The 21486-nt window shown below is 62.6% G+C and carries 19 protein-coding genes and 3 pseudogenes; 8 read left to right on the forward strand and 14 right to left on the reverse strand.

Going from position 1 to position 21486, the window contains the following annotated elements:
- Positions 1-11: 11 nt before the first annotated feature.
- Positions 12-1253, forward strand: coding sequence for a DUF3734 domain-containing protein (locus ACR9ZC_RS13460; RefSeq protein WP_481580652.1), 1242 nt, complete (start codon positions 12-14; stop codon positions 1251-1253).
- Between the two features lie 142 nt (positions 1254-1395).
- On the opposite strand, the gene ACR9ZC_RS13465 is transcribed toward ACR9ZC_RS13460, so the two are convergent.
- Positions 1396-2595 carry an amino acid aminotransferase gene (locus ACR9ZC_RS13465; protein WP_481580653.1) on the reverse strand — a complete coding sequence of 400 codons (1200 nt, stop codon included), beginning with the start codon at positions 2593-2595 and terminating at the stop codon, positions 1396-1398.
- A gap of 283 nt (positions 2596-2878) precedes the next feature.
- On the opposite strand from ACR9ZC_RS13465, the gene uvrB reads away from it, so the two are divergent.
- The 5 genes and pseudogenes from uvrB (at position 2879) to ACR9ZC_RS13490 (ending at position 8374) form a co-directional block, all read left to right on the forward strand.
- A complete protein-coding gene (gene uvrB, locus ACR9ZC_RS13470) occupies positions 2879-4969 on the forward strand; it encodes an excinuclease ABC subunit UvrB (protein WP_481580654.1) in 2091 nt (696 codons plus the stop codon).
- Between the two features lie 177 nt (positions 4970-5146).
- Positions 5147-5694, forward strand: a pseudogene (locus ACR9ZC_RS13475) (iron transporter).
- Positions 5695-5717: 23 nt separating this feature from the next.
- The gene (locus ACR9ZC_RS13480; RefSeq protein ID WP_481580655.1) at positions 5718-6056 is read left to right on the forward strand and encodes a cupredoxin domain-containing protein; all 339 of its coding nucleotides are present in this window, start codon (positions 5718-5720) and stop codon (positions 6054-6056) included.
- A 66-nt stretch (positions 6057-6122) separates the two neighbouring features.
- Positions 6123-6965 (forward strand): FTR1 family iron permease, encoded by an 843-nt coding sequence (locus tag ACR9ZC_RS13485; RefSeq protein ID WP_173258947.1) that lies wholly within the window; start codon positions 6123-6125, stop codon positions 6963-6965.
- A gap of 17 nt (positions 6966-6982) precedes the next feature.
- On the forward strand, positions 6983-8374 hold the full coding sequence (locus ACR9ZC_RS13490) for a 4Fe-4S binding protein (protein ID WP_481582665.1): 1392 nt from the start codon (positions 6983-6985) through the stop codon (positions 8372-8374).
- A gap of 159 nt (positions 8375-8533) precedes the next feature.
- Here ACR9ZC_RS13490 and hemP read toward each other — a convergent pair whose 3' ends face one another.
- From hemP to ACR9ZC_RS13510, 4 genes are all read right to left on the reverse strand, one after another.
- Positions 8534-8800 (reverse strand): hemin uptake protein HemP, encoded by a 267-nt coding sequence (hemP, locus tag ACR9ZC_RS13495; protein ID WP_481582666.1) that lies wholly within the window; start codon positions 8798-8800, stop codon positions 8534-8536.
- Between the two features lie 137 nt (positions 8801-8937).
- Complete coding sequence (locus ACR9ZC_RS13500) at positions 8938-9420, reverse strand: SRPBCC family protein (protein WP_481580656.1); 483 nt, start codon at positions 9418-9420, stop codon at positions 8938-8940.
- A 23-nt stretch (positions 9421-9443) separates the two neighbouring features.
- Positions 9444-9872: an OsmC family protein gene (locus tag ACR9ZC_RS13505; RefSeq protein WP_481580657.1), complete on the reverse strand. Its 429-nt coding sequence runs from the start codon at positions 9870-9872 to the stop codon at positions 9444-9446.
- A 160-nt stretch (positions 9873-10032) separates the two neighbouring features.
- Positions 10033-10905, reverse strand: a complete 873-nt coding sequence (locus ACR9ZC_RS13510; RefSeq protein WP_481580658.1) for a pirin family protein — start codon at positions 10903-10905, stop codon at positions 10033-10035.
- 126 nt (positions 10906-11031) lie between these two features.
- Here ACR9ZC_RS13510 and ACR9ZC_RS13515 point away from each other — a divergent pair, with 126 nt between their 5' ends.
- Positions 11032-12012 (forward strand): LysR family transcriptional regulator, encoded by a 981-nt coding sequence (locus ACR9ZC_RS13515; RefSeq protein WP_481580659.1) that lies wholly within the window; start codon positions 11032-11034, stop codon positions 12010-12012.
- Between the two features lie 320 nt (positions 12013-12332).
- On the opposite strand, the pseudogene ACR9ZC_RS13520 reads toward ACR9ZC_RS13515, so the two are convergent.
- The 9 genes and pseudogenes from ACR9ZC_RS13520 to ACR9ZC_RS13560 form a co-directional block, all read right to left on the reverse strand.
- Positions 12333-12760, reverse strand: a pseudogene (locus ACR9ZC_RS13520) (ExbD/TolR family protein).
- A gap of 14 nt (positions 12761-12774) precedes the next feature.
- On the reverse strand, positions 12775-13503 hold the full coding sequence (locus tag ACR9ZC_RS13525) for a MotA/TolQ/ExbB proton channel family protein (protein ID WP_481580660.1): 729 nt from the start codon (positions 13501-13503) through the stop codon (positions 12775-12777).
- Positions 13504-13527: 24 nt separating this feature from the next.
- Entirely contained in the window at positions 13528-13716 is a 189-nt protein-coding gene (locus ACR9ZC_RS13530) for an energy transducer TonB (protein ID WP_481580661.1), read from the reverse strand.
- On the reverse strand, positions 13713-14282 hold the full coding sequence (locus tag ACR9ZC_RS13535; protein ID WP_481580662.1) for an energy transducer TonB: 570 nt from the start codon (positions 14280-14282) through the stop codon (positions 13713-13715). Before ACR9ZC_RS13535 ends, ACR9ZC_RS13530 begins: the two co-directional genes overlap by 4 nt.
- A gap of 226 nt (positions 14283-14508) precedes the next feature.
- Complete coding sequence (locus tag ACR9ZC_RS13540; RefSeq protein ID WP_173258962.1) at positions 14509-14751, reverse strand: (2Fe-2S)-binding protein; 243 nt, start codon at positions 14749-14751, stop codon at positions 14509-14511.
- A gap of 147 nt (positions 14752-14898) precedes the next feature.
- Positions 14899-15801 (reverse strand): glutamate racemase, encoded by a 903-nt coding sequence (gene murI, locus ACR9ZC_RS13545; RefSeq protein ID WP_481580663.1) that lies wholly within the window; start codon positions 15799-15801, stop codon positions 14899-14901.
- Between the two features lie 52 nt (positions 15802-15853).
- Positions 15854-16333, reverse strand: a complete 480-nt coding sequence (bfr, locus tag ACR9ZC_RS13550) for a bacterioferritin (RefSeq protein ID WP_173258965.1) — start codon at positions 16331-16333, stop codon at positions 15854-15856.
- Between the two features lie 173 nt (positions 16334-16506).
- Positions 16507-18042, reverse strand: coding sequence for a fumarate hydratase (locus tag ACR9ZC_RS13555; protein ID WP_481580664.1), 1536 nt, complete (start codon positions 18040-18042; stop codon positions 16507-16509).
- Positions 18043-18179: 137 nt separating this feature from the next.
- Positions 18180-19082 (reverse strand): DMT family transporter, encoded by a 903-nt coding sequence (locus tag ACR9ZC_RS13560; RefSeq protein WP_481580665.1) that lies wholly within the window; start codon positions 19080-19082, stop codon positions 18180-18182.
- Positions 19083-19413: 331 nt separating this feature from the next.
- Here ACR9ZC_RS13560 and acs point away from each other — a divergent pair.
- Positions 19414-21395, forward strand: a pseudogene (gene acs, locus ACR9ZC_RS13565) (acetate--CoA ligase).
- Positions 21396-21486: the final 91 nt, after the last annotated feature.

Here is a 21486-nt window from a genome sequence, read left to right on the forward strand (position 1 = left end):
AAGGAGCCACGATGGCGGAGCACAACGCTCAGCCGTTGCACGCGCAGACGCAATCTCCGTCCCGAGAGGGACATGCGCGCGCACGGGAGCAGGAAACAGCCGAACGGCCACGCATTGCGTTGCCGCCCTACGAGACGATCGCGCTGGTTTTGCAAGGTGGCGGTGCGCTCGGCGCTTATCAGGCTGGCGTCTACGAGGCGCTGCACGAAGCCGGGATCGTCCCGAATTGGGTAGCCGGCATTTCGATCGGGGCGATCAACACCGCGATCCTTGCCGGCAACGCACCCGAGCGTCGGGTCGCGCGCTTGCGAGAATTCTGGGAAACCATTTGCCAACCGGCTTACGGGTTGCCGCTGCCGCCCGCGGTCGAACAGGCATTCTTCGATTCGACAGAGGTGGTGCGGACCGCATTCACCGCCATGCAGGCGGCCAGCGCGCTCGTTGACGGGCAAAAGGGGTTTTTCGTTCCGCGTGTGCCGCCGCCGTTGCCGTTTTCGGTCGGCACGCCCGATACGGCAAGCTGGTACGACACCGCTCCGCTGAAAGCAACACTGGAGCGTTTGTGCGATTTCGACAGGATCAATTCTGGCGAGACGCGCGTCTCGGTGGCGGCTGTCAACGTCCAGACCGGTAACTTCGCCTATTTCGACAATCAGCATACGAAGCTGCGGGCCGAACACTTCATGGCATCGGCATCGCTGCCGCCCGGTTTTGCCGCCACGGAGATCGACGGAGAGTTTTACTGGGATGGCGGTCTGATGTCGAATACGCCGCTTTCGGAGGTCGTCCAGACAACGCCGCGCCGCGACACGCTTGCATTCCAGGTTGATCTATGGAGCGCGCGCGGCCCTGCGCCGAATACGCTCACCGATGTTCAGAGCCGCATCAAGGATATTCAGTATTCGAGCCGCACGAGGCTCGTCACGGATATGCTGCAGCACTCGCAGCGGTTCAGGCATGTGCTGCGCGAAGTACTCGCGCGCGTATCGCCCGAGCATCGGGACGATCCTTGGTGCAAGCTTGCCGAGGAGCTTGCGACTTCGCGTCGCTATAACGTATTTCAGCTCGTCTATCGCGACAAGGAATTCGAGGGCAACTACAAGGACTATCAGTTCGGGCTCTCGACGATGCGGCTCCACTGGGAAAGCGGCTTGCAGGATATGCGCGCGAGCCTGGCGCAGCCCGGATGGCTGGAAATGCCCCAGAACGACGCGGGCTTCGTCACACACGACATCCACCGCGACTCGCGGTGAGCCGTGCCTCCCAAGCCGTCCCTGGGAGAGCGGGTAGCCGGTTCGGCGCTCTCGTTCAATAAAAAACGGCACGCAGCGAGCGTGCCGTTCAGTGAAGCGGGCGCTGGGCCGTCCGCGGATGGCGCGGCCGGCAGCGCTTGGATTACTTCAACACATGAGCGATGGCATTTGCCACCGTATCGATGTTGCGCATATTGAGGGCGGCGACGCAGATGCGGCCCGTGCCAACCGCATAGATGCCGAACTCTTCGCGCAGACGATCCACCTGAGCCGCATTGAGTCCCGAATACGAGAACATGCCGCGTTGCGCATTGACGAAGCCGAAGTCTCGCGCGACCCCGGCAGCCTTCAGGCGTTCGACGAGTCCGGTGCGCATGGCGCGGATGCGATCGCGCATCTCGCCCAGTTCCGTTTCCCACGTGGCCCGCAACGCTGGCGTGGCCAGCACGCTCGCGACGATGGAGCCGCCATGCGTCGGCGGATTCGAGTAGTTCGTGCGAATCACGCGCTTCAATTGCGACAATACGCGCGCAGCCTCGTCCTTGCCCGTGGTGATGACCGACAGCGCACCGACGCGCTCGCCGTAAAGCGAAAACGACTTCGAGAAAGACGACGAAACGAATGCGTTGAGCTCAGCCTCGGCGAACAGGCGCACGGCGAATGCGTCTTCCTGGATGCCGTCACCGAAGCCTTGATACGCGATGTCGAGAAACGGTACGAGCCCGCGTGCTTTCACGACTTCGACGACCTGCTTCCACTGTGCTTCGCTGAGATCGACGCCGGTCGGATTGTGGCAGCAGGCATGCAGCACGACGATCGTGCCTGCCGGGTAGCTGTTGAGCGCATCGAGCATCGCCGGAAAATTCACGCCGTGTGTTGCGGCGTCGTAGTACGGATACGCGACGACCTCGAAGCCAGCGCTTTCGAAGAGGGCACGGTGATTCTCCCAGCTCGGATCGCTGATGGCGACCTTCGCGTTCGGTTCCACGCGCTTCAGGAAATCCGCACCGATCTTCAATGCGCCCGTACCGCCGAGTGCCTGTACCGTCACGACGCGCCCGGCCGCGATGAGCGGCGAGCTTTCGCCGAGAAGCAGCTTTTGCACCGCTGCGTCATAGACGGCGATGCCGTCGATCGGCAGGTAGCCGCGCGGCAGCGCGGCTTCGACGCGCACTTTTTCAGCCTCGCGCACCGCGCGCAAAAGCGGAATCTTGCCTTCTTCGTTGGTATAGACACCGACGCCCAGGTTGACCTTCGTCGGGCGCGGATCGGCGTTGAAGGCTTCGTTGAGGCCGAGAATCGGATCGCGGGGGGCCAGTTCGACAGCGGAAAAGAGTGACATGGTCTGTATCGGCTGAGTAGAAAAGCGGCGGCTTCGTGCATGCCGGCAGCAGTTGGCCCGGGAGTACGGGCCAGGAGCTTGAACCGACGGCGAGCGCTGAAGATCGTAATTGTAACGAATCCGGGGCCGGCGTCGGAGCCTTTTGTGCCCGGGCATGCGGCGTTTCGCCGGACGGGCGTTCGTTTTCGCGTATATCGCGCTCGTCGGGTCGCTCCGCTGCTTGCCTATCCGTAAAACGCTAAAATAGCTTTTTTCTTCGGCGAACGATGCCCCTTTTTCCCTCATGTCCGAACATCAGCCTCATGCCGCCGATGCACTCGACGAATCGAAATTCATCGAGTTCGAGGGCTCCCCGTTCCACCTGTATCAACCGTATCCGCCGGCCGGCGACCAGCCGGAGGCGATCCGCTTGCTCGTCGAGGGCATCCACGACGGCCTGTCGTATCAGACGTTGCTGGGCGTGACGGGCTCGGGCAAGACCTTTACGATGGCCAACACGATTGCGCGGCTCGGCCGGCCCGCCATCGTCTTCGCGCCCAACAAGACGCTTGCCGCGCAGCTGTATTCGGAGTTTCGTGAGTTCTTTCCGCGCAACGCGGTGGAGTACTTCGTCTCTTACTACGACTACTACCAGCCGGAAGCGTATGTGCCGCAGCGAGACCTTTTCATCGAAAAGGATTCGTCGATCAACGAACACATCGAGCAGATGCGGCTGTCGGCCACCAAGAGCCTGATGGAACGTCGCGATGTCGTGATCGTCGCGACTGTCTCGGCCATCTACGGTATCGGCAATCCGAGCGAATACCACCGGATGATCCTGACACTGCGCACGGGCGACAAGATCGGCCAGCGCGACGTGATCGCGCGGCTGATCGCGATGCAGTACAGCCGTAACGAGGCGGACTTCCAGCGGGGCGCGTTTCGCGTACGGGGCGACACCATCGACGTCTTTCCGGCTGAGCACGCCGAGATGGCAGTACGCATCGAGCTTTTCGACGACGAGGTCGAATCGCTGCATCTGTTCGATCCGCTCACGGGACGCGTGCGCCAGAAGATCCCGCGCTTTACCGTCTATCCGTCCTCGCATTATGTGACGCCGCGCGAGACCGTCATGCGCGCAGTGGAGACGATCAAGGCGGAGCTGCGCGAGCGGCTCGAATTCTTCCATCGCGAAGGCAAGCTCGTCGAAGCGCAGCGGCTCGAGCAGCGCACGCGTTTCGACCTGGAAATGCTGCAGGAGCTCGGTTTTTGCAAGGGCATCGAAAACTATACGCGGCATTTCTCGGGCGCGGCGCCGGGCGAGCCGCCTCCGACGCTCGTCGACTATCTCCCGTCGGACGCGCTGATGTTTCTCGACGAATCGCACGTGTTGATCGGTCAGTTGAACGGGATGTACAACGGCGACCGCGCTCGAAAGGAAAACCTCGTCGATTACGGTTTTCGCTTGCCGTCGGCGCTCGACAATCGTCCGCTCAAGTTCCCCGAATTCGAGCGCAAGATGCGCCAGGCGATGTTCGTGACCGCAACGCCCGCGGAATACGAGAGGAAAACGTCCGGGCAGGTCGTCGAGCAGGTCGTGCGGCCCACGGGGCTCGTCGACCCGGCGGTGCAGGTGCGCCCCGCACGCACGCAGGTCGATGACGTGCTCTCGGAGATCAATGTCCGGGTCGCGGTGAACGAACGCGTGCTCGTCACCGTGCTGACCAAACGGATGGCCGAGCAGTTGACCGAGTTTCTGGCCGACCATGGCGTGAAAGTCCGCTACCTGCACAGCGATATCGATACGGTCGAGCGCGTCGAAATCATCCGCGACCTGCGACTTGGGACCTTCGACGTCCTCGTCGGCATCAATTTGCTGCGCGAGGGGCTCGACATTCCCGAAGTGTCGCTCGTCGCCATTCTCGATGCGGACAAGGAAGGCTTTCTGCGTGCCGAGCGTTCGCTGATCCAGACGATCGGGCGGGCGGCACGCAATGTCAACGGCTGTGCGATTCTCTACGCGGACCGCATCACGGATTCCATGCGCCGCGCGATCGACGAAACCGAGCGTCGGCGCGCGAAGCAACTCGCGCACAACGAACGCATGGGGATCACGCCGCGCGGAGTGGTCAAGCGGATCAAGGACATCATCGATGGCGTCTACAACGCCGACGACGCGCGTGCCGAACTCAAGGAAATGCAGCAGCGCGCGAAGTTCGAGGATATGTCGGAAAAGCAGTTGGCCAAGGAAATCAAACGGCTCGAGAAGCAGATGATGGAGCACGCCAAGAATCTCGAATTCGAAAAGGCGGCGCAGGCGCGCGATCAACTCGCGGTGCTCCGCGCCCGCGTATTCGGCGCGAACGTCGGGGACTCCATCGTCGGCGGCGACTGAGACGTTTCGCCGTCGTTCTTTTGTTTGTTTGTCCGACGGAACGATGCTAGACTTATGCGCAATTGATAATCGTTCGCATTCGCGTTACTTTTCGCAATGCGAACGGCGATCGGATTACGTCGAGTCACAGTTCAGCGCGGGCGGAATGGCCCGCGGTCGTCTTTCGAAGGAGTGTAAATGCAGCGTTCTTCCTGGATGCGCGGGGGCCTGATCGTGGCTGCCGCGATGGTCGCCACGGTGGCGTCGGCCGCCGAATACCCGATCGGCAAACAAAAGATCGAGGGGGAATGGAGATCGGCGCCGTCTATTTGCAGCCGATCACGATGGATCCGGAAGGGATGATGCGCAAGGCGTCCGATTCTGACGTCCATCTCGAGGCGGACATCCACGCTGTGAAGAACAACCCCACGGGCTTTGCCGAAGGGGATTGGATGCCCTACCTGCAGGTCAAGTACGAACTCACGAAAGCAGGGGCGAGCTACAAGCAGACGGGCGACCTCATGCCGATGGTGGCCGATGACGGTCCGCATTATGGCGATAACGTCAAGCTCGCCGGCCCGGGCAAGTATCACCTGAAGCTCGTGGTCAATCCACCGATGCAAACGGGCCATATGGCATTCGGCCGGCATGTGGACAAGGAAACCGGTGTCGGCCCCTGGTTCAAGCCCATTACGATCGAATACGACTTCCCATTCGCCGGTATCGGCAAGAAGGGCGGATATTGATCCGTTGACGAAGGATTGCACGTATGAAATTTCATCGTCTCAGCCTATGGCTCGCCAGCGTCGTTCTCGGGCTGGCCGGCGCCTCGGTCCATGCGGAAGACTTGCCGACATTCAAGCTCGACATGGCGGACGGCAAAGTCGAGCCGGCGCGTATCGAGGTGCCGGCGGGCAAGCGCATCAAGATCGAAATCCGGAACACAGGCAAAGGCGCTGTCGAGTTCGAGAGCGTGCAGTTGCGCAAGGAAAAGGTGCTCGCACCGGGCGCGGATTCGTTCGTCGTGATCGCGCCGCTGACGCCCGGGGAGTACAAGTTCTTCGACGATTTCCATCAGAGCGCGCACGGTGTGATCGTCGCAAAGTAGTGGGATGAGTCGAGCATTGCGCGCGGTGGACGCAACCCGCGTTTGCCGCGTGCCGGAGAAGTTCGGATGGGGCAGGTATTGTTCGTCGTATGGCGGGAAAGCGTCGAGGCGTTGCTCGTCGTCGGTATCCTCTATGCGTGGCTGAAAAACGGCGATATGTCCGCGCGGCGGTCTTTGCCGTTTCTCTGGGCCGGCGTCGGCGTGGGGGTGCTGGCGGCTGTCGCGCTGGGTGCTGCGCTCGTCGGATTCAGCGAATTCCTCTCGGGCGATGCGGCTGATTACTTCCAGACGGGCATGGTACTCGTCGCCTGCGTGCTGATCGTGCAGATGGTGCTTTGGATGAAGCGGCACGGGCGCACGTTGAAGCGCGACATGGAGCGCTCGCTGCAGACGCATACGCGCGACGGCAACGGCTGGGGTATCGCGATCCTCGTCGCGCTCGCCATTGCCCGCGAAGGCAGCGAAACGGTCATCTTTCTTTACGGCCTGGGATTCGGGCAGTCCGGACATGTCGGCGGCGCCGATGTGCTCGCGATCGTGCTCGGTCTCGCACTGGCGTTTCTCACGTTCTACTGCCTGCAATTGGGCGGCCGGTTCTTCTCGTGGCGGCATTTTTTCCGTGTTACCGAGATCATGTTGCTGCTGCTCGGTGCGGGCTTGCTGCAGACCGGTGTCGATAAGTTGATCGACAAGGAGATATTGCCGCTCGGTATCGCGCAACTGTGGAACACGTCGGCTTTGATCGACGATTCAAGCACGGTCGGCTCGCTCGTCGCCGCATTGACGGGCTACCGGGCTCATCCTTCGTTGACCAATCTCGTCGCCTACGTTTTATATTGGGCGGTCGTCGGTTGGCTTGCGCGCCGCGCGAGCCGCATGCCTGCAACTACAGCGGGCCGCCCGGTATGAGCAGCCCCGCGGTCACGATGTCGGGTTCGAGTCGGCTCGCGCAAGTTGGCGCATGGATGCAGCGTCATGGTGCGGTCATTCGTGCGGTGCAATGGGTTGTCGTATCGATCTATGCATTCCTCATTGTCGTGCCAGCCTGCATGCCGCTGCCCGACAACACTGCTCATCTCTGGACCAATTTGACGCTTGCCGCCCAGTTCGTCTTCTGGGGGATCTGGTGGCCGTTCGTTTTGCTTTCGATGGTGATGCTCGGCCGCTTCTGGTGTGGCGTGCTCTGCCCCGAAGGCGCACTGGCGGAATTCGCGAGCAAACATGGGCGAGGACGCGCCATTCCACATTGGATGCGCTGGGGTGGCTGGCCATTTGTCGCGTTTGGGCTCACCACGATCTACGGACAGATGGTGAGCGTCTATCAGTACCCGCGAGCGGTTTTGCTCGTACTGGGCGGCTCGACGGTGGCGGCAATCGCGATCGGTTTGCTCTATGGCCGGGAAAAGCGTGTCTGGTGCCGGTACCTGTGCCCGGTCAACGGTGTATTTGCCTTGCTTGCGCGCCTCGCGCCGTTTCATTACAAGGTCAATGAAGACGCGTGGCGGCGTTCATATAAAGCCGGCGAGCACGGTCACCGCGTGATTCCGATCAATTGCGCGCCGCTCGTTCCCTTGCGCAATATGAAAGGCGGTGCCGCATGCCATATGTGCGGTCGGTGCAGCGGGCATCGCGACGCGATTGCGCTGTCATGGCGTTCGCCGTCGCAGGAGGTCGTGGAGTTGGGGCGTGATGCCGCGAGCGGCTGGGATACCGCGCTGATTCTCTATGGCCTGCTCGGGATCGCCATCGGCGCGTTTCACTGGACGGTCAGCCCGTGGTTCGTGCAGATCAAGCAGTCGCTTGCCATGTGGCTGATCGATCACGATATCACCTGGCCGCTCGACACGAGTGCACCGTGGTTCCTGCTGACTCACTACCCTGAACAAAACGATGTTTTCTCGTGGCTCGATGGCGCGCTCATCGTCGGCTACATTCTGGCGACTGCCGCCGTCTATGGCACCGTGCTGCTCGCCTGTTTGTCGCTTGCTACGCGCGCGCTGGACCGGTTCGATTTCAAGCGGCTGCATCATCTGACGCAGGCGCTGATCCCCGTTGCAGGCGCCGGCGTTTTTCTGGGATTGTCCGCTACGACGCTTTCGCTGCTGCGCGCGGAGCACATTCCGCTCGAGTGGGCGCCAGGCGTCAGAATCGCCGTGCTTGCTATCGCGAATCTATGGAGTGCATGGCTCGGCTGGCGCGTGATCAGCCGTTATGCGACCACTTTCCTTGCGCGTGGAGCGGCAATGCTGCCGTACATTGCGGCGCTTGCCGTCGCCGATAGCGCCTGGTGGTTGATGTTCTGGGGTTTCGCTCGCTAGTCGAGCTGGAGCAGCGTAACGGCGCATAAAAAAACGGCATGGCTGGCTGCGGCGGTTGCAAAAAGTGGTTGCACGAAGGGGTCTAGACTCGCGTGCAATTCCGTCGCGGCTGGCTACTGCCCAACACCTCTTGGGAGGTGGTCCCCACAATACACGGTCTTACTTCGTCAGGATCAGCTTGCCCAGGCGCGTTGCGCGCAGCTGGTACGTTTCGCCGTTATGGGCGATCAGCACATGAGTTCCTCCCTGAAGCAGCGTTTCGCTGCGCACCACGCGCTGCTCGCGACGTTCGCTGCCGCCCCCATCGCTTGCTGAAGCCGTGCGCGGACCAGAAGCCGGACCGGTCCGTTCGTTTCGGCTGTGACGTGAGGCGGTTGGCATAGCGCGTCGCAAAGTCAGGGTTGTCGGGCGGTTGAATTCACTCATCTGCGCATCAATGTCTCGATTCGATGAAGCAAAGTATAAATGAGAATCATTATTAATTACAAAAAAGATTTTCATCAAGATACGGCACCGATAGCGGCGTATCGATGCCGTTCGCTTACCCCACGCGTGGCTTGCCGTTAATGCAAGGCGCGCGGTTCTTTCGGGTTGCTGGCGTACTGGCGAATGAGGCGCACGGTGTCAATATCGGATTCCCGATATGCCGATTTCACGATTTCCGTCGTTTGCCTTGCGTCTTCGGTGTCAGCGGTAGGGAGGGTCGTCTCGTACTGAAAACGCAGAAAGAGCTGGGATGCGTTCGGTTGCTCGATCGTCATCGTAAGCGAGCCGCCCACATGTGCCTGCGTCGGGAGAATGTCGTACCGCACACTTTCGTTCGGCGTCAGCGTGACGCGGTCTCGAACCGTGGCGGAGCCGTAGTGGAGTTCGCGTTCGAGCGTCAGGTCCGTTCGTGAGAGGATCGTGCAGCTATCCAATCCGATCACGAACAGTTGCGGTTGCTCAGCACGCAACACGAGCCCCTCCCAAAGCTGCTCGCGCGTCAGCTGCTCGACGAGCGGATTGAGTGGGTTGTTGATCTGGATGAGGTGTTCGAAATTCAAGACGGGTCCTTCGCTTCAGGCGTTCATGCTCCGGTGGCATCCACGGTCGACGGGGGCACCGCGGCAAGGCCGGTATTGATGTTGATCGGACGCGTGAGGATTTTGTGAACGGGGCAGGCGTTGGCGATTTGCAGAAGCCGTTCGCGTTGCTCGTCGGACAGCGGCCCCGTGAGAACGATCGTGCGATTGATCGTCGTACCTTCTTCGGTGGGCCCGAGCGAGAGCGTGACGTGCACATCTTCCAGCGGCCACTGTTTGCGCTGGGCATACATCTTCAGCGTGATCGAAGTGCATGCGCCTAGACCGGACAGCAGCAGCGAGACTGGGGTGGGTGCTCGATCGCCGCCGCCGAGCGCGGCGGGTTCGTCGGCATGCCAGAGATGGACACCGTCATCGAACAGAACTTGATAGGGGGTAGGACCGATCTTTGCGTGGACGACGCGTTCGCTCATGCCTGGGCTCCGGGTTCAAGGGCGGGCTCGACGTTGCGGCGCCGATAGCCGTCGTACGGCTGGCGCGCAGACGGTCAGCCGCACGAACGACTATTGTGACGCAATTCATCGCCGCCTGCGCGAGAGACATCGCGCGCATGGCGATGCCCGGAGCCGGGAATCAGTGGGCGATCTGGCCCATGCGGCCCGTCTGATAGTCGACGACAGCCTCTCTGATTTCCTCCTCTGTATTCATCACGAACGGACCGTGCCGCACGATCGGCTCGTTGAGCGGTGCGCCGCCGATGAGCAGCACCTCCAGCGGCTCGTCGCCGGCGCTCAGCGTCACGCTGTCGCCGTCGTCGCCGAATACGACCATATGCTGCGCGCGCACGGCTTGCCCCGTCGGACCGAACTGCCCCACACCGGAGAGCCCATAGGCAAATACGCGGAACCCTTCCGGCACCGGATGGACGACCGAGGCGCCAGGCTGCAGCGAAAAGTGCTGATACAGGATCGGGGTGCGCGTTTCGATGGTTGCCCGCACGCCGAACGCTTCGCCCGCGATCACTTTGACTCGTACCTTACCGTCTTGCGAAGTCGCTATCGGAATCTGCTCCGAAGGGACTTCCTGGTAGCGCGGCGCGATCATCTTGTCCTTGCGCGGTAGATTGACCCAGAGTTGGAGCCCGTGTACGCGGCCGCCACCGGCGGCGAAGGCCGCATCGGGCATCTCGCTGTGAACGACCCCCGCGCCGGCCGTCATCCACTGAACGTCGCCCGGCTTCAGTACACCGGCGTGCCCGGCCGAATCCTTGTGGCTGAAACGGCCCTCGAGCAGGTAGGTCACCGTTTCGAAGCCGCGGTGCGGGTGGTCGGGCGCGCCCTTGGCCGCGCCGGGCGCGTAGTCGGTGGGCCCCATCTCGTCGAGCAGCAAAAATGGATCGAAGTCCATCAGCATGCGGGTAGGGAACGGACGATGGACGACAAACCCGCCGCCTTCCGTCGTGCGGACGGCCGGGAGCGTATATCTGATGCTGCGAGTGGCTGACATGTGGAGTGACCTCGGCGATCCCTCTCGGGCATCGCGGTTTGATTGTGTGGGCTTATTATATGGACCGGCACCCGCCATTCCAGCCACCTCCAGGGCAATGGACCGTCCCATTGATGGAACAATCAGATGCAGCTCGATTCGCACAACCTGAACGACCTGATGTATTTCGCGCGCGTCGTCGAACACGGTGGTTTCTCCGCGGCTGAGCGTGTGCTCGGTATTTCGAAATCACGCCTGTCGCGCAGAGTGGCGGAATTGGAATCGGCGGTGGGTGTGCGGTTACTGCAGCGCTCGACACGCAAGCTTGCACTGACCGAAGCGGGGCAACTCTTTTACCAGCATTGCCGAGAGATGCTGACGCAAGCGCAAGCCGCAATGGATGCGGTCCAGGAGTTGCGGTCCTCGCCGCGCGGTACCGTACGTGTGAGCGTTCCCGTGACGGTCTCGCAGACGCTGCTGTCGGACGTCCTTCCTGAGTTCCTGCTGCGATATCCGGAAATTCGGCTATCGATCCGTGTGACCAATCGGGTGATGGATCTTTACGAGGACTCCATCGATGTGGCACTGCGCGTACGTTCGGAGCCGCCCGACAACGCCAACATCGTCGCGCGACCGCTCTGGCGCACCGAGCAGATGCTCGTGGGAGCCCCGAGCCTGCTGAGCCAGCATGCGCCGCCCGTTGTTCCGGCCGATCTGGCACGCTTCGAAACGCTCGATACCCCGAGCGGGGACGGGCGCCACGTGTTCAATCTGATTTCACCCGATGGCAAGCGGCACGCGCACGAGCATGAGCCGCGCGTGGTGACGGCCGATCTCACGACGATTCGTGACGCAGTGCTGGCCGGTGTCGGTATCGCTGCGTTGCCTGTCATGATGTACGGCGCCGCCATGCGAACGGGACAGCTTTCGCCCGTGATGCCGGGGTGGACGTTGCCGGCGCCGCAACTTTTCGCGGTGTTCGTCTCGCGACAGGGCATGATTCCGGCGGTGCGGGCCTTCGTCGATTATCTCGTCGAGGTCATCGATCGGGCCGAACATCCGGGCGAATGCCCTACAAAAGAGCAAGTCCGCGCGGCGCAACGGCAAGCGTCGATGGTGGCGCCATGAGGCGGGAACATCGCTTTTGTCATTGAAGCGCCGGCGACGATCAGTAGTTTCTATGGTGGTTCGCTTGAACCGCCCCGCAGGGAGGCCTATAGTGGAATCCCGTTCGCGCTGGCGGTCCAGTGCGGAATATGGCGGCTTCTCTCATAGCAAGCCGAATAGGGCTGAAACGCGCTGTCCGTGACGATCACGGCTGTCGCATTTGCGTGCTCCCGCTACCCCGATGGCGAGCGAGCGCGCCGCCCGAAGGCGCCGTGTGCGCATGAAAAAAAGGGCCCTCGTCGCATGATGAGGGCCTTTTTTATTGAGCGCGGAATGCGTGCTTAATGGGCGCCGTTCGGCTTGGGTGCCGTGACGAAACCGATTCTCGTCAACCCGCCCGCTTGCGCCATCGACATGACTTCGGCGACCCGCTCATACGGAACCTTCCGATCGGCTTCGAGATGCAACTCCGTTTGTGGATCGGCCTCGGCCGTCTTCCGAACTCGTTGCAACAGCGCGTCCGGCGCAACGGGCTCGTTGTTCCAGAAGAGGGCGCCGTCGGCGCGCACGCTGACGCTCACATGGGCGGGACGGGGAGCCGGCGCGCTTCCCCGGCTTGAGGAAGATCGACCGCGATTGCGCGATGAATCGCGGGAACGGCTACGAGGAACACGATGAGCAGTACGAGCATGACATCGATAAACGGTGTCATATTGATCTCGTTCATCAGATCGTCGTCGTCATCGACATCGAAGGCTTGCATGGCCATTGCCCGTCCCGTGATCAGTTCGCGCGCGTCGCGAGGCGCAGGCTTCCCGTCCCCGTCGACGATAGCCGCGTCCCTGTCACGAAATACGCGTGCAGGCCGTGGGCAAACCGACGCAGACCTCCGACGATCGCCTTGTTCGAGCGGGTGAGCGCGTTGTAACCGAGCACGGCCGGAATCGCAACGATCAGCCCGAACGCCGTCATGACGAGCGCTTCACCGATCGGGCCGGCGATCTGATCGATCGATGCCGCGCCGCTCGCACCGAGGGAGATCAGCGCACGATGAATGCCCCACACGGTACCGAAGAGCCCGACGAACGGCGCAGTCGATCCGATCGACGCGAGCACGCCGAGGCCGCTCTGCAGATGCCCGACACGATTGTCCATCGTGTCCTTCAAGCACCGCGAGATCCATTCGGAAACGTCGAGTTGATCGTGCAAATGGGGCTGCGTTCGCTTGTGGTGATCGGCGGCTTCCTGGCCCGACAGCGCGAGCGCAAGGAAAGGGTTGTCGTGGGCGGCGCGCGCCGATGCGCCAAGCTTCTCGATGCCGCTCGTGAAATCACCGGAATGCCAGAAATCGCGCTCGGCATGCTTCGTCAGGCGGCGCAGCCGGAGCGCGCTCCATCCCTTCGCGATGATCACGCTCCACGACATCAACGACATTGCCAGTAACGCGATCGCAATCGCGCGCGTGACGAAATCGCCCTGTGCCCAGACATGGGCTACACCGTAGCTCTGCATTGATTTCCTCTTTTCTCGGTGACGTCAATCGCCGAACGCGAATATGAACGGTTTCGTATAGGCCACGCGGACCGGCGAGCCATTTTCCGTATAAGGACGGCAAGAACTCGCGCGCATCGCAGCAAGCGCCGCTTCGTCGAGCCGCGGGTAGCCGCTGCTCTTGGCAAGTTCGATGTTTTCGATCGTACCCGTGAGGCCGATCACGAAATTCACGTCCGCCGTGCCGGCTTCCCCCGGCGACGCGATAACGCGGGGTAGTCCGGTTTGACGATGTTGCAGTCCACGTGACGTACGTCTTTGGGCGCGCTCATCGCGAGCGTTTCGCGCCCTGTGGCGGCCGGCGCGGGCTGAGCCGGATGGCTGGCCGCCTCGTTCGCATTGGGAGCCGCGACGACCGCAGCCGGCTCGGGCTTGTTCTGTGACGCGGCTGATGGCGCGGGCGCCGCTGGATGGTCGGGAACGCGCGGCGACACCGTGCGCACAGGCGCTGGCGGCTGCACGCGCGGCTCGATGTGCTTTTTCACGACGGGTTGGGGTGCCGGAGCGGGCGCGGGGCTCGACCGTAATGCGCTTGGGGCGGCTGGCGCCGGTTCGGGGCTCAGCAATTGTGCGCGGATGACGGGAGATTCGATCGCGACGGGCGGGGCCGTACGCTCGCTCGCACGCATGATCAGGGCGATCAACACGACGTGGATGATGGCAACCGCGGCCACGGTCGACACTGCGCGCATGCGCGCCGCTGGCGGCAGCGCCGATGCCGTCGAGGCCGGGACGTTCAATGGCGCGCCCATCATCAATACGGCAGTGCGCCGACTTCATGGCGCGCGCGACCCAATGGCTGGCACTTCATGCGCGAAAAATCAGGAGGGAGATACCCAGCGCCATGGCGAAACCGATAAGCAATTCCATCTCGAAGTCCTCCGACGAACACGAGCGGCTGCTGGCGGGTGACGAAACTGGCGCGCCGAACGAAAAGATAAACAGCGAAAGCAAACTGCGCAATGCTCAAGCAGCTTTGCGATCGTAAAAAGTGACTTCCATCGGATGGGCGTGCGCCGGGCGCTGCACGCCGCAGCGCGTCTCACACACCCCGCACTGTGCCATGACGTCTCGCACCGATTCCTCGCACTTGCCGCAGCACGTGGCGACGCCGAACTCGAATTGCAGTTCGTCGAACGAATCGACACCTTCCGCGATGGCGGCGCGAATCTTCCGGTCCGAAACGGACTTGCAGACGCAGACAATCATGGCTCGTGCAGTAGAGAACGTTAATGCGAACTATTATCATTTCGTTCGCAACGCTTTGCAAGCCTGCGCGTTGTTTTTTTATCGGGGAAGGATGTGCTGCCCCTTTATTGGGGCAGGAAGGGCGGGCCGGTGTGAACGGTTTTGCTGTTATGCCGCCCTGGGAGCGTGTCCGGCCACGCCGCGTTCGGACCCGGGCGCGCCAACGGGCTGCAACTGTTCCACCGGCAGATCGAGGTTCAAGAGAGCCTGGGCCAGCTGCCGCAGATGGGCTCCGTCGCTCGTGGAGCAGAGGCGCGGCGCCGCGGGTGCGGTGCCTGGTGCAGCACGCAACCCGTGAGTATCGAGGATGCGTTCGAGCTGTCTGGCGATGGCAACGCTCGTGTCGATGAGCGTCAACCGGTCTCCCACGATTCGGCGGATGGCCGTATCGAGGAACGGGTAATGGGTGCAACCGAGGACGAGCGTATCGGCGCCCGCTTCCAGCATGGGCCCGATGTAACCCTCGAGGAGCCGCGAGAGCGCCGGCGAATCGATGTCGCAGCGTTCGATCGCCTCCACGAGGCCGTGGCCCGGTTGGCAGATGAAGCGGCAATCGGCCGCGTGGCGCTCCACCAGTTGGCGAAATCGCTCGCTTTTCAGCGTGACGTACGTGGCCAGGACCCCGGCCACGCGCGTCTTCGACTGCGCGGCCGCCGGTTTGATGCCGGGCTCGACGCCTACGACGGGAATGGGCAGCCGCTCGCGCAGCGCGGCGATCGACTCGGCCGTCGCCGTGTTGCAAGCGACAACGAGCGCTTTCGTACCTTGCGAAACGATCCAGTCCCCCATGGCGAGCGTGCGCTCGACGATATAGGCGTGGTCGCGCTCTCCATAGGGGGCGTGACGGGAGTCGGCCACGTAGAGGAGGGACTCGCCGGGTAGCACGGTACGAACGGCCCGCAGCACGGAAAGACCGCCGAGGCCGGAATCGAAGATTCCGACGGGTGCGGCGGCCAGATCGGGAACGGTGCCCGCCGGGCCGCTTTCGAACGAAGTTGGGGTTGTCGTCATGAGAGGTGACGAAGTGACGAAGTGACGATCGCGTAGTCCGGCTACTGCTCGATCAGGATTCGATCGAACCCATTGCCGACTGTTGATAATTCTGAATGCCGAGTTTATCGATGAGATCGAGTTGCGTCTCGAGCCAATCGATATGTTCTTCCGTATCGTCGAGGATTTTTTCGAAGATGGAGCGCGAGACGTAGTCGCGAACCGATTCGCAGTAGGCGATGGCTTCCTTGCAAGTCGCCTGCGACCCTTGCTCGAGCTTCAGATCGCACTCGAGAATCTCGCGCGTTTCCTCGCCGATGAGCAGCTTGTGCAGATCCTGCAGGTTCGGTAATCCGTCGAGCATGAAGATGCGTTCGATGAGCATGTCGGCGTGCTTCATCTCGCCGATGGATTCATCGTATTCGTGCTTGCCCAGCTTTTCGAGCCCCCAGTGCTTGTACATGCGGGCGTGCAGGAAATATTGATTGATTGCCGTCAGCTCGTTGGTCAGTTGGCGGTTCAAATAGTCGAGGACTTGCTTGTCGCCTTGCATGATCTTCCTTTGTCGTGAGGCATCTGTTTGCGAACGATAAACGCTGCTGTCCGAAATGCCAAGCCGCGTGCGCGAGCGTTGGCCGATCGGACGATGTTCGGCGTGCCGCCGTGAAAAAGCCGGGCGCGACGGCCCGGCTTTCGCACGCGAGACGCCGCGGCCAGGTCGTCGCCTTAAGCCGGCACCACGGGCAGCTTACCGATCTTGGCTCGCCACTCCTTCGGGCCGGTTTCATGCACCGAGGTACCCGTGGAGTCGACCGCCACCGTCACCGGCATGTCCGTCACATCGAATTCGTAGATGGCTTCCATGCCGAGGTCTTCGAACGCCAGCACCTTCGCGCCGCGAATGGCCTTCGACACCAGATAGGCCGCCCCGCCGACTGCCATCAGATAAGCCGCCTTGTGCTTCTTGATCGCCTCGATCGCGACCGGGCCGCGCTCGGCCTTGCCGATCATCGAGATGAGACCCGTTTGCGACAGCATCGTCTCGGTGAACTTATCCATGCGCGTGGCCGTGGTCGGGCCGGCCGGGCCGACCACTTCGTCGCGGACGGGATCGACGGGCCCGACGTAGTAGATCACGCGATTCGTGAAGTCGACCGGCAGTTTTTCGCCTTTCGCCAGCATGTCCGCAATGCGCTTGTGCGCCGCATCGCGACCGGTGAGCATCTTGCCCGACAGCAGCAGCGTTTGCCCCGGCTTCCAGCTGGCGACTTCTTCTGCCGTGAGCGTATTGAGGTCGATGCGTTTGCTCGTCTCGGTGTCGGCCACCCATTGAACCTTCGGCCAGGCGTCGAGCGGGGGCGCCTCGAGCTTCGCGGCGCCGGATCCATCGAGCGTGAAGTGCGCATGACGGGTGGCCGCGCAGTTCGGGATGATGGCGATGGGCTTGGAGGCGGCATGCGTTGGCGCGGCCATGATTTTGACGTCGAGCACGGTCGCAAGGCCGCCGAGGCCTTGCGCGCCGATGCCGAGGGCATTGACCTTTTCGTGCAGCTCGATGCGTAGCTCTTCGATCCAGTCACGCGGGCCGCGCGCAATGATTTCCTGAATGTCGATGGGATCCATCAGCGATTCCTTCGCCATTACCATCGCTTTCTCGGCCGTGCCGCCGATGCCGATCCCGAGCATGCCGGGGGGGCACCAGCCGGCACCCATCGTCGGCACCGTCTTCAGCACCCAGTCGACGATCGAATCGGACGGATTGAGCATCGCGAACTTCGATTTGTTCTCCGAGCCGCCGCCTTTGGCCGCGACCTGCACATCGACAGTGTTGCCGGGCACGATCTCGTAATGGATCACGGCCGGCGTGTTGTCCTTCGTATTCTTGCGCGCGCCTTCCGGCGGATTGACGATCGAGGCGCGCAGCACATTGTCGGGATTCAAATATCCGCGGCGCACGCCTTCGTTGATCATGTCCGTCACACCCATCGTTGCCGGGCCGCTCTCGCTGCCCCAACGCACATCCATGCCGACCTTCACGAAGACGGTGACGATGCCGGTGTCCTGGCAGATCGGCCGGCGGCCTTCCGCGCACATGCGGCTGTTGGTCAGGATTTGCGCGATGGCGTCTTTCGCCGCCGGGCTGGCTTCGAGTTCATACGCGCGACCGAGTGCCTGGATGTAGTCGAGCGGATGGTAGTAGCTGATGTATTGCAGCGCATCGGCGATGCTCTGGATCAGGTCTTCCTGTTTGATGACTGTCATGGCTTGGATGCAGTGGGGGCGAGGCGGCGCGCCGGCCGCCGGGAAAACGCGAAAAATCGCGCTATTGTACCGCGCTGCGCATTGGCCGTTCGTCTCGGAGCCGGGCACCCGCCCGGCCCGCCGGAGCCGACGCCAGATCAGGAGGCGACGGGCGGCGTGCGTTTCGTGCCGACGCTCGCCAGCGCAATGCCGGCGATGACGCACGCGAGAGCAATGCCGTGCGCGAATGTCGGGCGTTCGTCCAGAAACACGATGCCGTACGCGGCAGCCGCGATGGGCAGTACGGCGCTGAAGACGCCCGCAAGGCTGCCGTGAACGTGGCGGATGCCTTTCATCCAGAGCCAGAACGAGAAGATGCTGGCGGACAGCCCATACCAGACGACGAGTACCCAGGTGTGGCTGGGCACGCTCGTGTAATCGAAGTGCGCGAGCGTATTGGCGCCGAGCGGCAACATGAGCAGGAAACCGAACAGGTGTGTGTAAGCGCAGATATCGATCGGTGCCAACGTCTGCGTGAGGCGGCGCGACAAGATCACGTACAGCGATTCGCAGCAAACGGCGCCGAGCACCATCAGGTTGCCGGCCAGCGATGCCGCAACGGGCCGCGCGGGTGCGTGTGCGCCAACTTGCGAGAGGTTGATGACGACGATGCCGGCGACGGCGAATGCGATCGAGACGATGGCCCGGCCCGTAGGTCTTTCACCCAGAAAAAGCCATGCGAACAGGGCGACCACGGCAGGGATCGTACTGGTGATGACTCCGGCCGCCACCGCGCTGGTACGCGCGACTCCGCTCAGCATCAGCAGCGTGAAGCCGAACGTACCGAAAAGAGCTTGAAGGAAGAGATTGAACCATTCGTCGCGCTTGACGCGTTTCATTTTGCTCACACGCAAAAGCGGCCAAAGTACGGCGAGCGCGATGACGAAACGCAGCGTGGCGAAAAGCGGGACGGGGACGAAAGCGACGATCGACTTGCCGATCCCGACATTGCTGCCGACGAGCAGCATGGCGGCAATGAGAAACCAGGCGTATCGATTCATGGGGTTCGGGGCATGGGTCAGGCTGGCATTGTATGGGCGCGACCGGGCCACGGTAAAGCAAGCGCGATGTGCGCATGGATCTGCTCGCCGGCAGTATTCGATCGCCAGCGCGGCGTATAGGACGGAGCGACCGGTAGGTATCACGCGAGTTGCGGCCGGGCGGGTGCAGGGAATATTCTCGGGATTGTTACGCGATACCCGGGATGGATGCGCTTCATGTTGCAGTGCCGCATCCATCGGCGCCAGCTTGCAAGCTGCCCGACCGAATGCTCGAACGACGGGCGCCCCGGCGGCGGATAGGAAATTTCATTTTGTCGATTAGGAGTTGTCGATGTCTGCGATTGAATCGGTCCTTCATGAAAGTCGCGTCTTTGCGCCGCCCCCCGAATTGGTGGCGAATGCGACGGTGTCCGGAATGGACGCGTACCGCGCGCTGATGGAGCACGCGGAGCACGACTACGAAGGATTCTGGGCGAAGCTCGCTCGCGAGACGTTGTCGTGGCACAAGCCGTTCACGAAGGTGCTCGACGAATCGAATGCGCCGTTTTACACCTGGTACGAAGACGGTGAGCTGAATGCGTCGTACAACTGCCTGGATCGGCAAATCGAGCTCGGCAACGCGGAGAAAACGGCGATCGTGTTCGAAGCCGACGACGGTACGGTGACGAACGTGACCTACCGGGAGCTGCTGCAGCGCGTGTGCCAGTTGGCCAACGCATTGAAGGCGCGCGGCATCGAAAAGGGCGATCGCGTCGTGATCTACATGCCGATGTCGGTCGAAGGCGTGGTGGCGATGCAGGCGTGCGCGCGCATCGGTGCGACGCACTCGGTGGTGTTCGGCGGGTTCTCGTCGAAGTCGCTCAACGAGCGGCTCGTCGATGTGGGCGCGGTGGCGCTGATCACGGCCGACGAGCAGATGCGCGGGGGCAAGGCGCTGCCGCTGAAAAACATCGCGGACGAGGCGCTGGCGATGGGCGGATGCGAGGCGGTGAAAAGCGTGATCGTGTACCGGCGCACGGGCGGCGCGGTGCAGTGGCAGGCCGGTCGCGATCTGTGGCTGCACGAGATCACGCAGGGCGAGGCGCCCACGTGCGAGCCCGAGTGGGTGAGCGCGGAGCATCCGCTGTTCGTGCTGTACACGTCGGGCTCGACGGGCAAGCCCAAGGGCGTGCAGCACAGCACCGGGGCTACTTGCTGTGGGCCGCGCAGACGATGAAGTGGACGTTCGATCTGAAGCCGCAGGACGTGTTCTGGTGCACGGCCGATATCGGCTGGGTGACGGGGCACACGTACATCGCCTACGGGCCGCTGGCGTGCGGCGCGACGCAGGTGATGTTCGAAGGCATCCCGACGTACCCGGACGGCGGGCGGTTCTGGGACATGATCGCGCGGCACAAGGTCAGCATTTTCTACACGGCGCCCACGGCGATCCGCTCGCTGATCAAGCTGGCCGAAGCCAACGCGGCGGTGCATCCGAAGCGCTACGACTTGTCGTCGCTGCGCGTGATCGGCACGGTGGGAGAGCCGATCAACCCCGAGGCGTGGGTCTGGTACTACGAGAACGTGGGCGCTGCGCGCTGTCCGATCGTCGATACGTGGTGGCAAACGGAGACGGGCGGGCACATGATCACGCCGCTGCCGGGCGCCACGCCGCTGGTGCCGGGCTCGTGCACGCTGCCGCTGCCGGGGATCATGGCGGCGATCGTCGACGAGACGGGGCAGGACGTGCCGAACGGGCAGGGCGGCATCCTGGTGGTCAAGCGGCCGTGGCCGGCGATGATCCGCACGATCTGGGGCGATCCGGAGCGCTACAAGAAGAGCTACTTTCCGGAGGAGCTGGGCGGGCGGCTGTATCTGGCGGGCGACGGGTCGGTGCGCGACAAGGCGACGGGCTACTTCACGATCATGGGCCGCATCGACGACGTGCTGAACGTGTCGGGGCACCGGCTGGGGACGATGGAGATCGAATCGGCGCTGGTGGCCAATCCGCAGGTGGCGGAAGCGGCGGTGGTGGGGCGTCCGGACGACACGACGGGCGAAGCGGTGGTGGCGTTCGTGGTGCTCAAGCGCACGCGCCCTGAAGGCGAGGAGGCCTTGAAGCTGGCCAACGAGCTGCGCGCGTGGGTGGGCAAGGAGATCGGCCCGATCGCCAAGCCCAAGGAGATCCGTTTCGGGGAGAACCTGCCGAAGACGCGCTCGGGCAAGATCATGCGGCGCTTGCTGCGCTCGCTGGCCAAGGGCGAGGCGATCACGCAGGACGTCTCCACGCTCGAAAACCCCGCCATTCTCGAACAGCTCGCCGAGGTGCGTTGAAGGTGGTCATCGTGCCGCGGTCCGCGGCAGTTTGACGCAGATGCCGGGCGCGGCACGGACAATCCCGATTGCCCGTGCCGCGCCTTTTTGA

This window comes from Trinickia sp. HAY1-2D, from assembly GCF_056754935.1.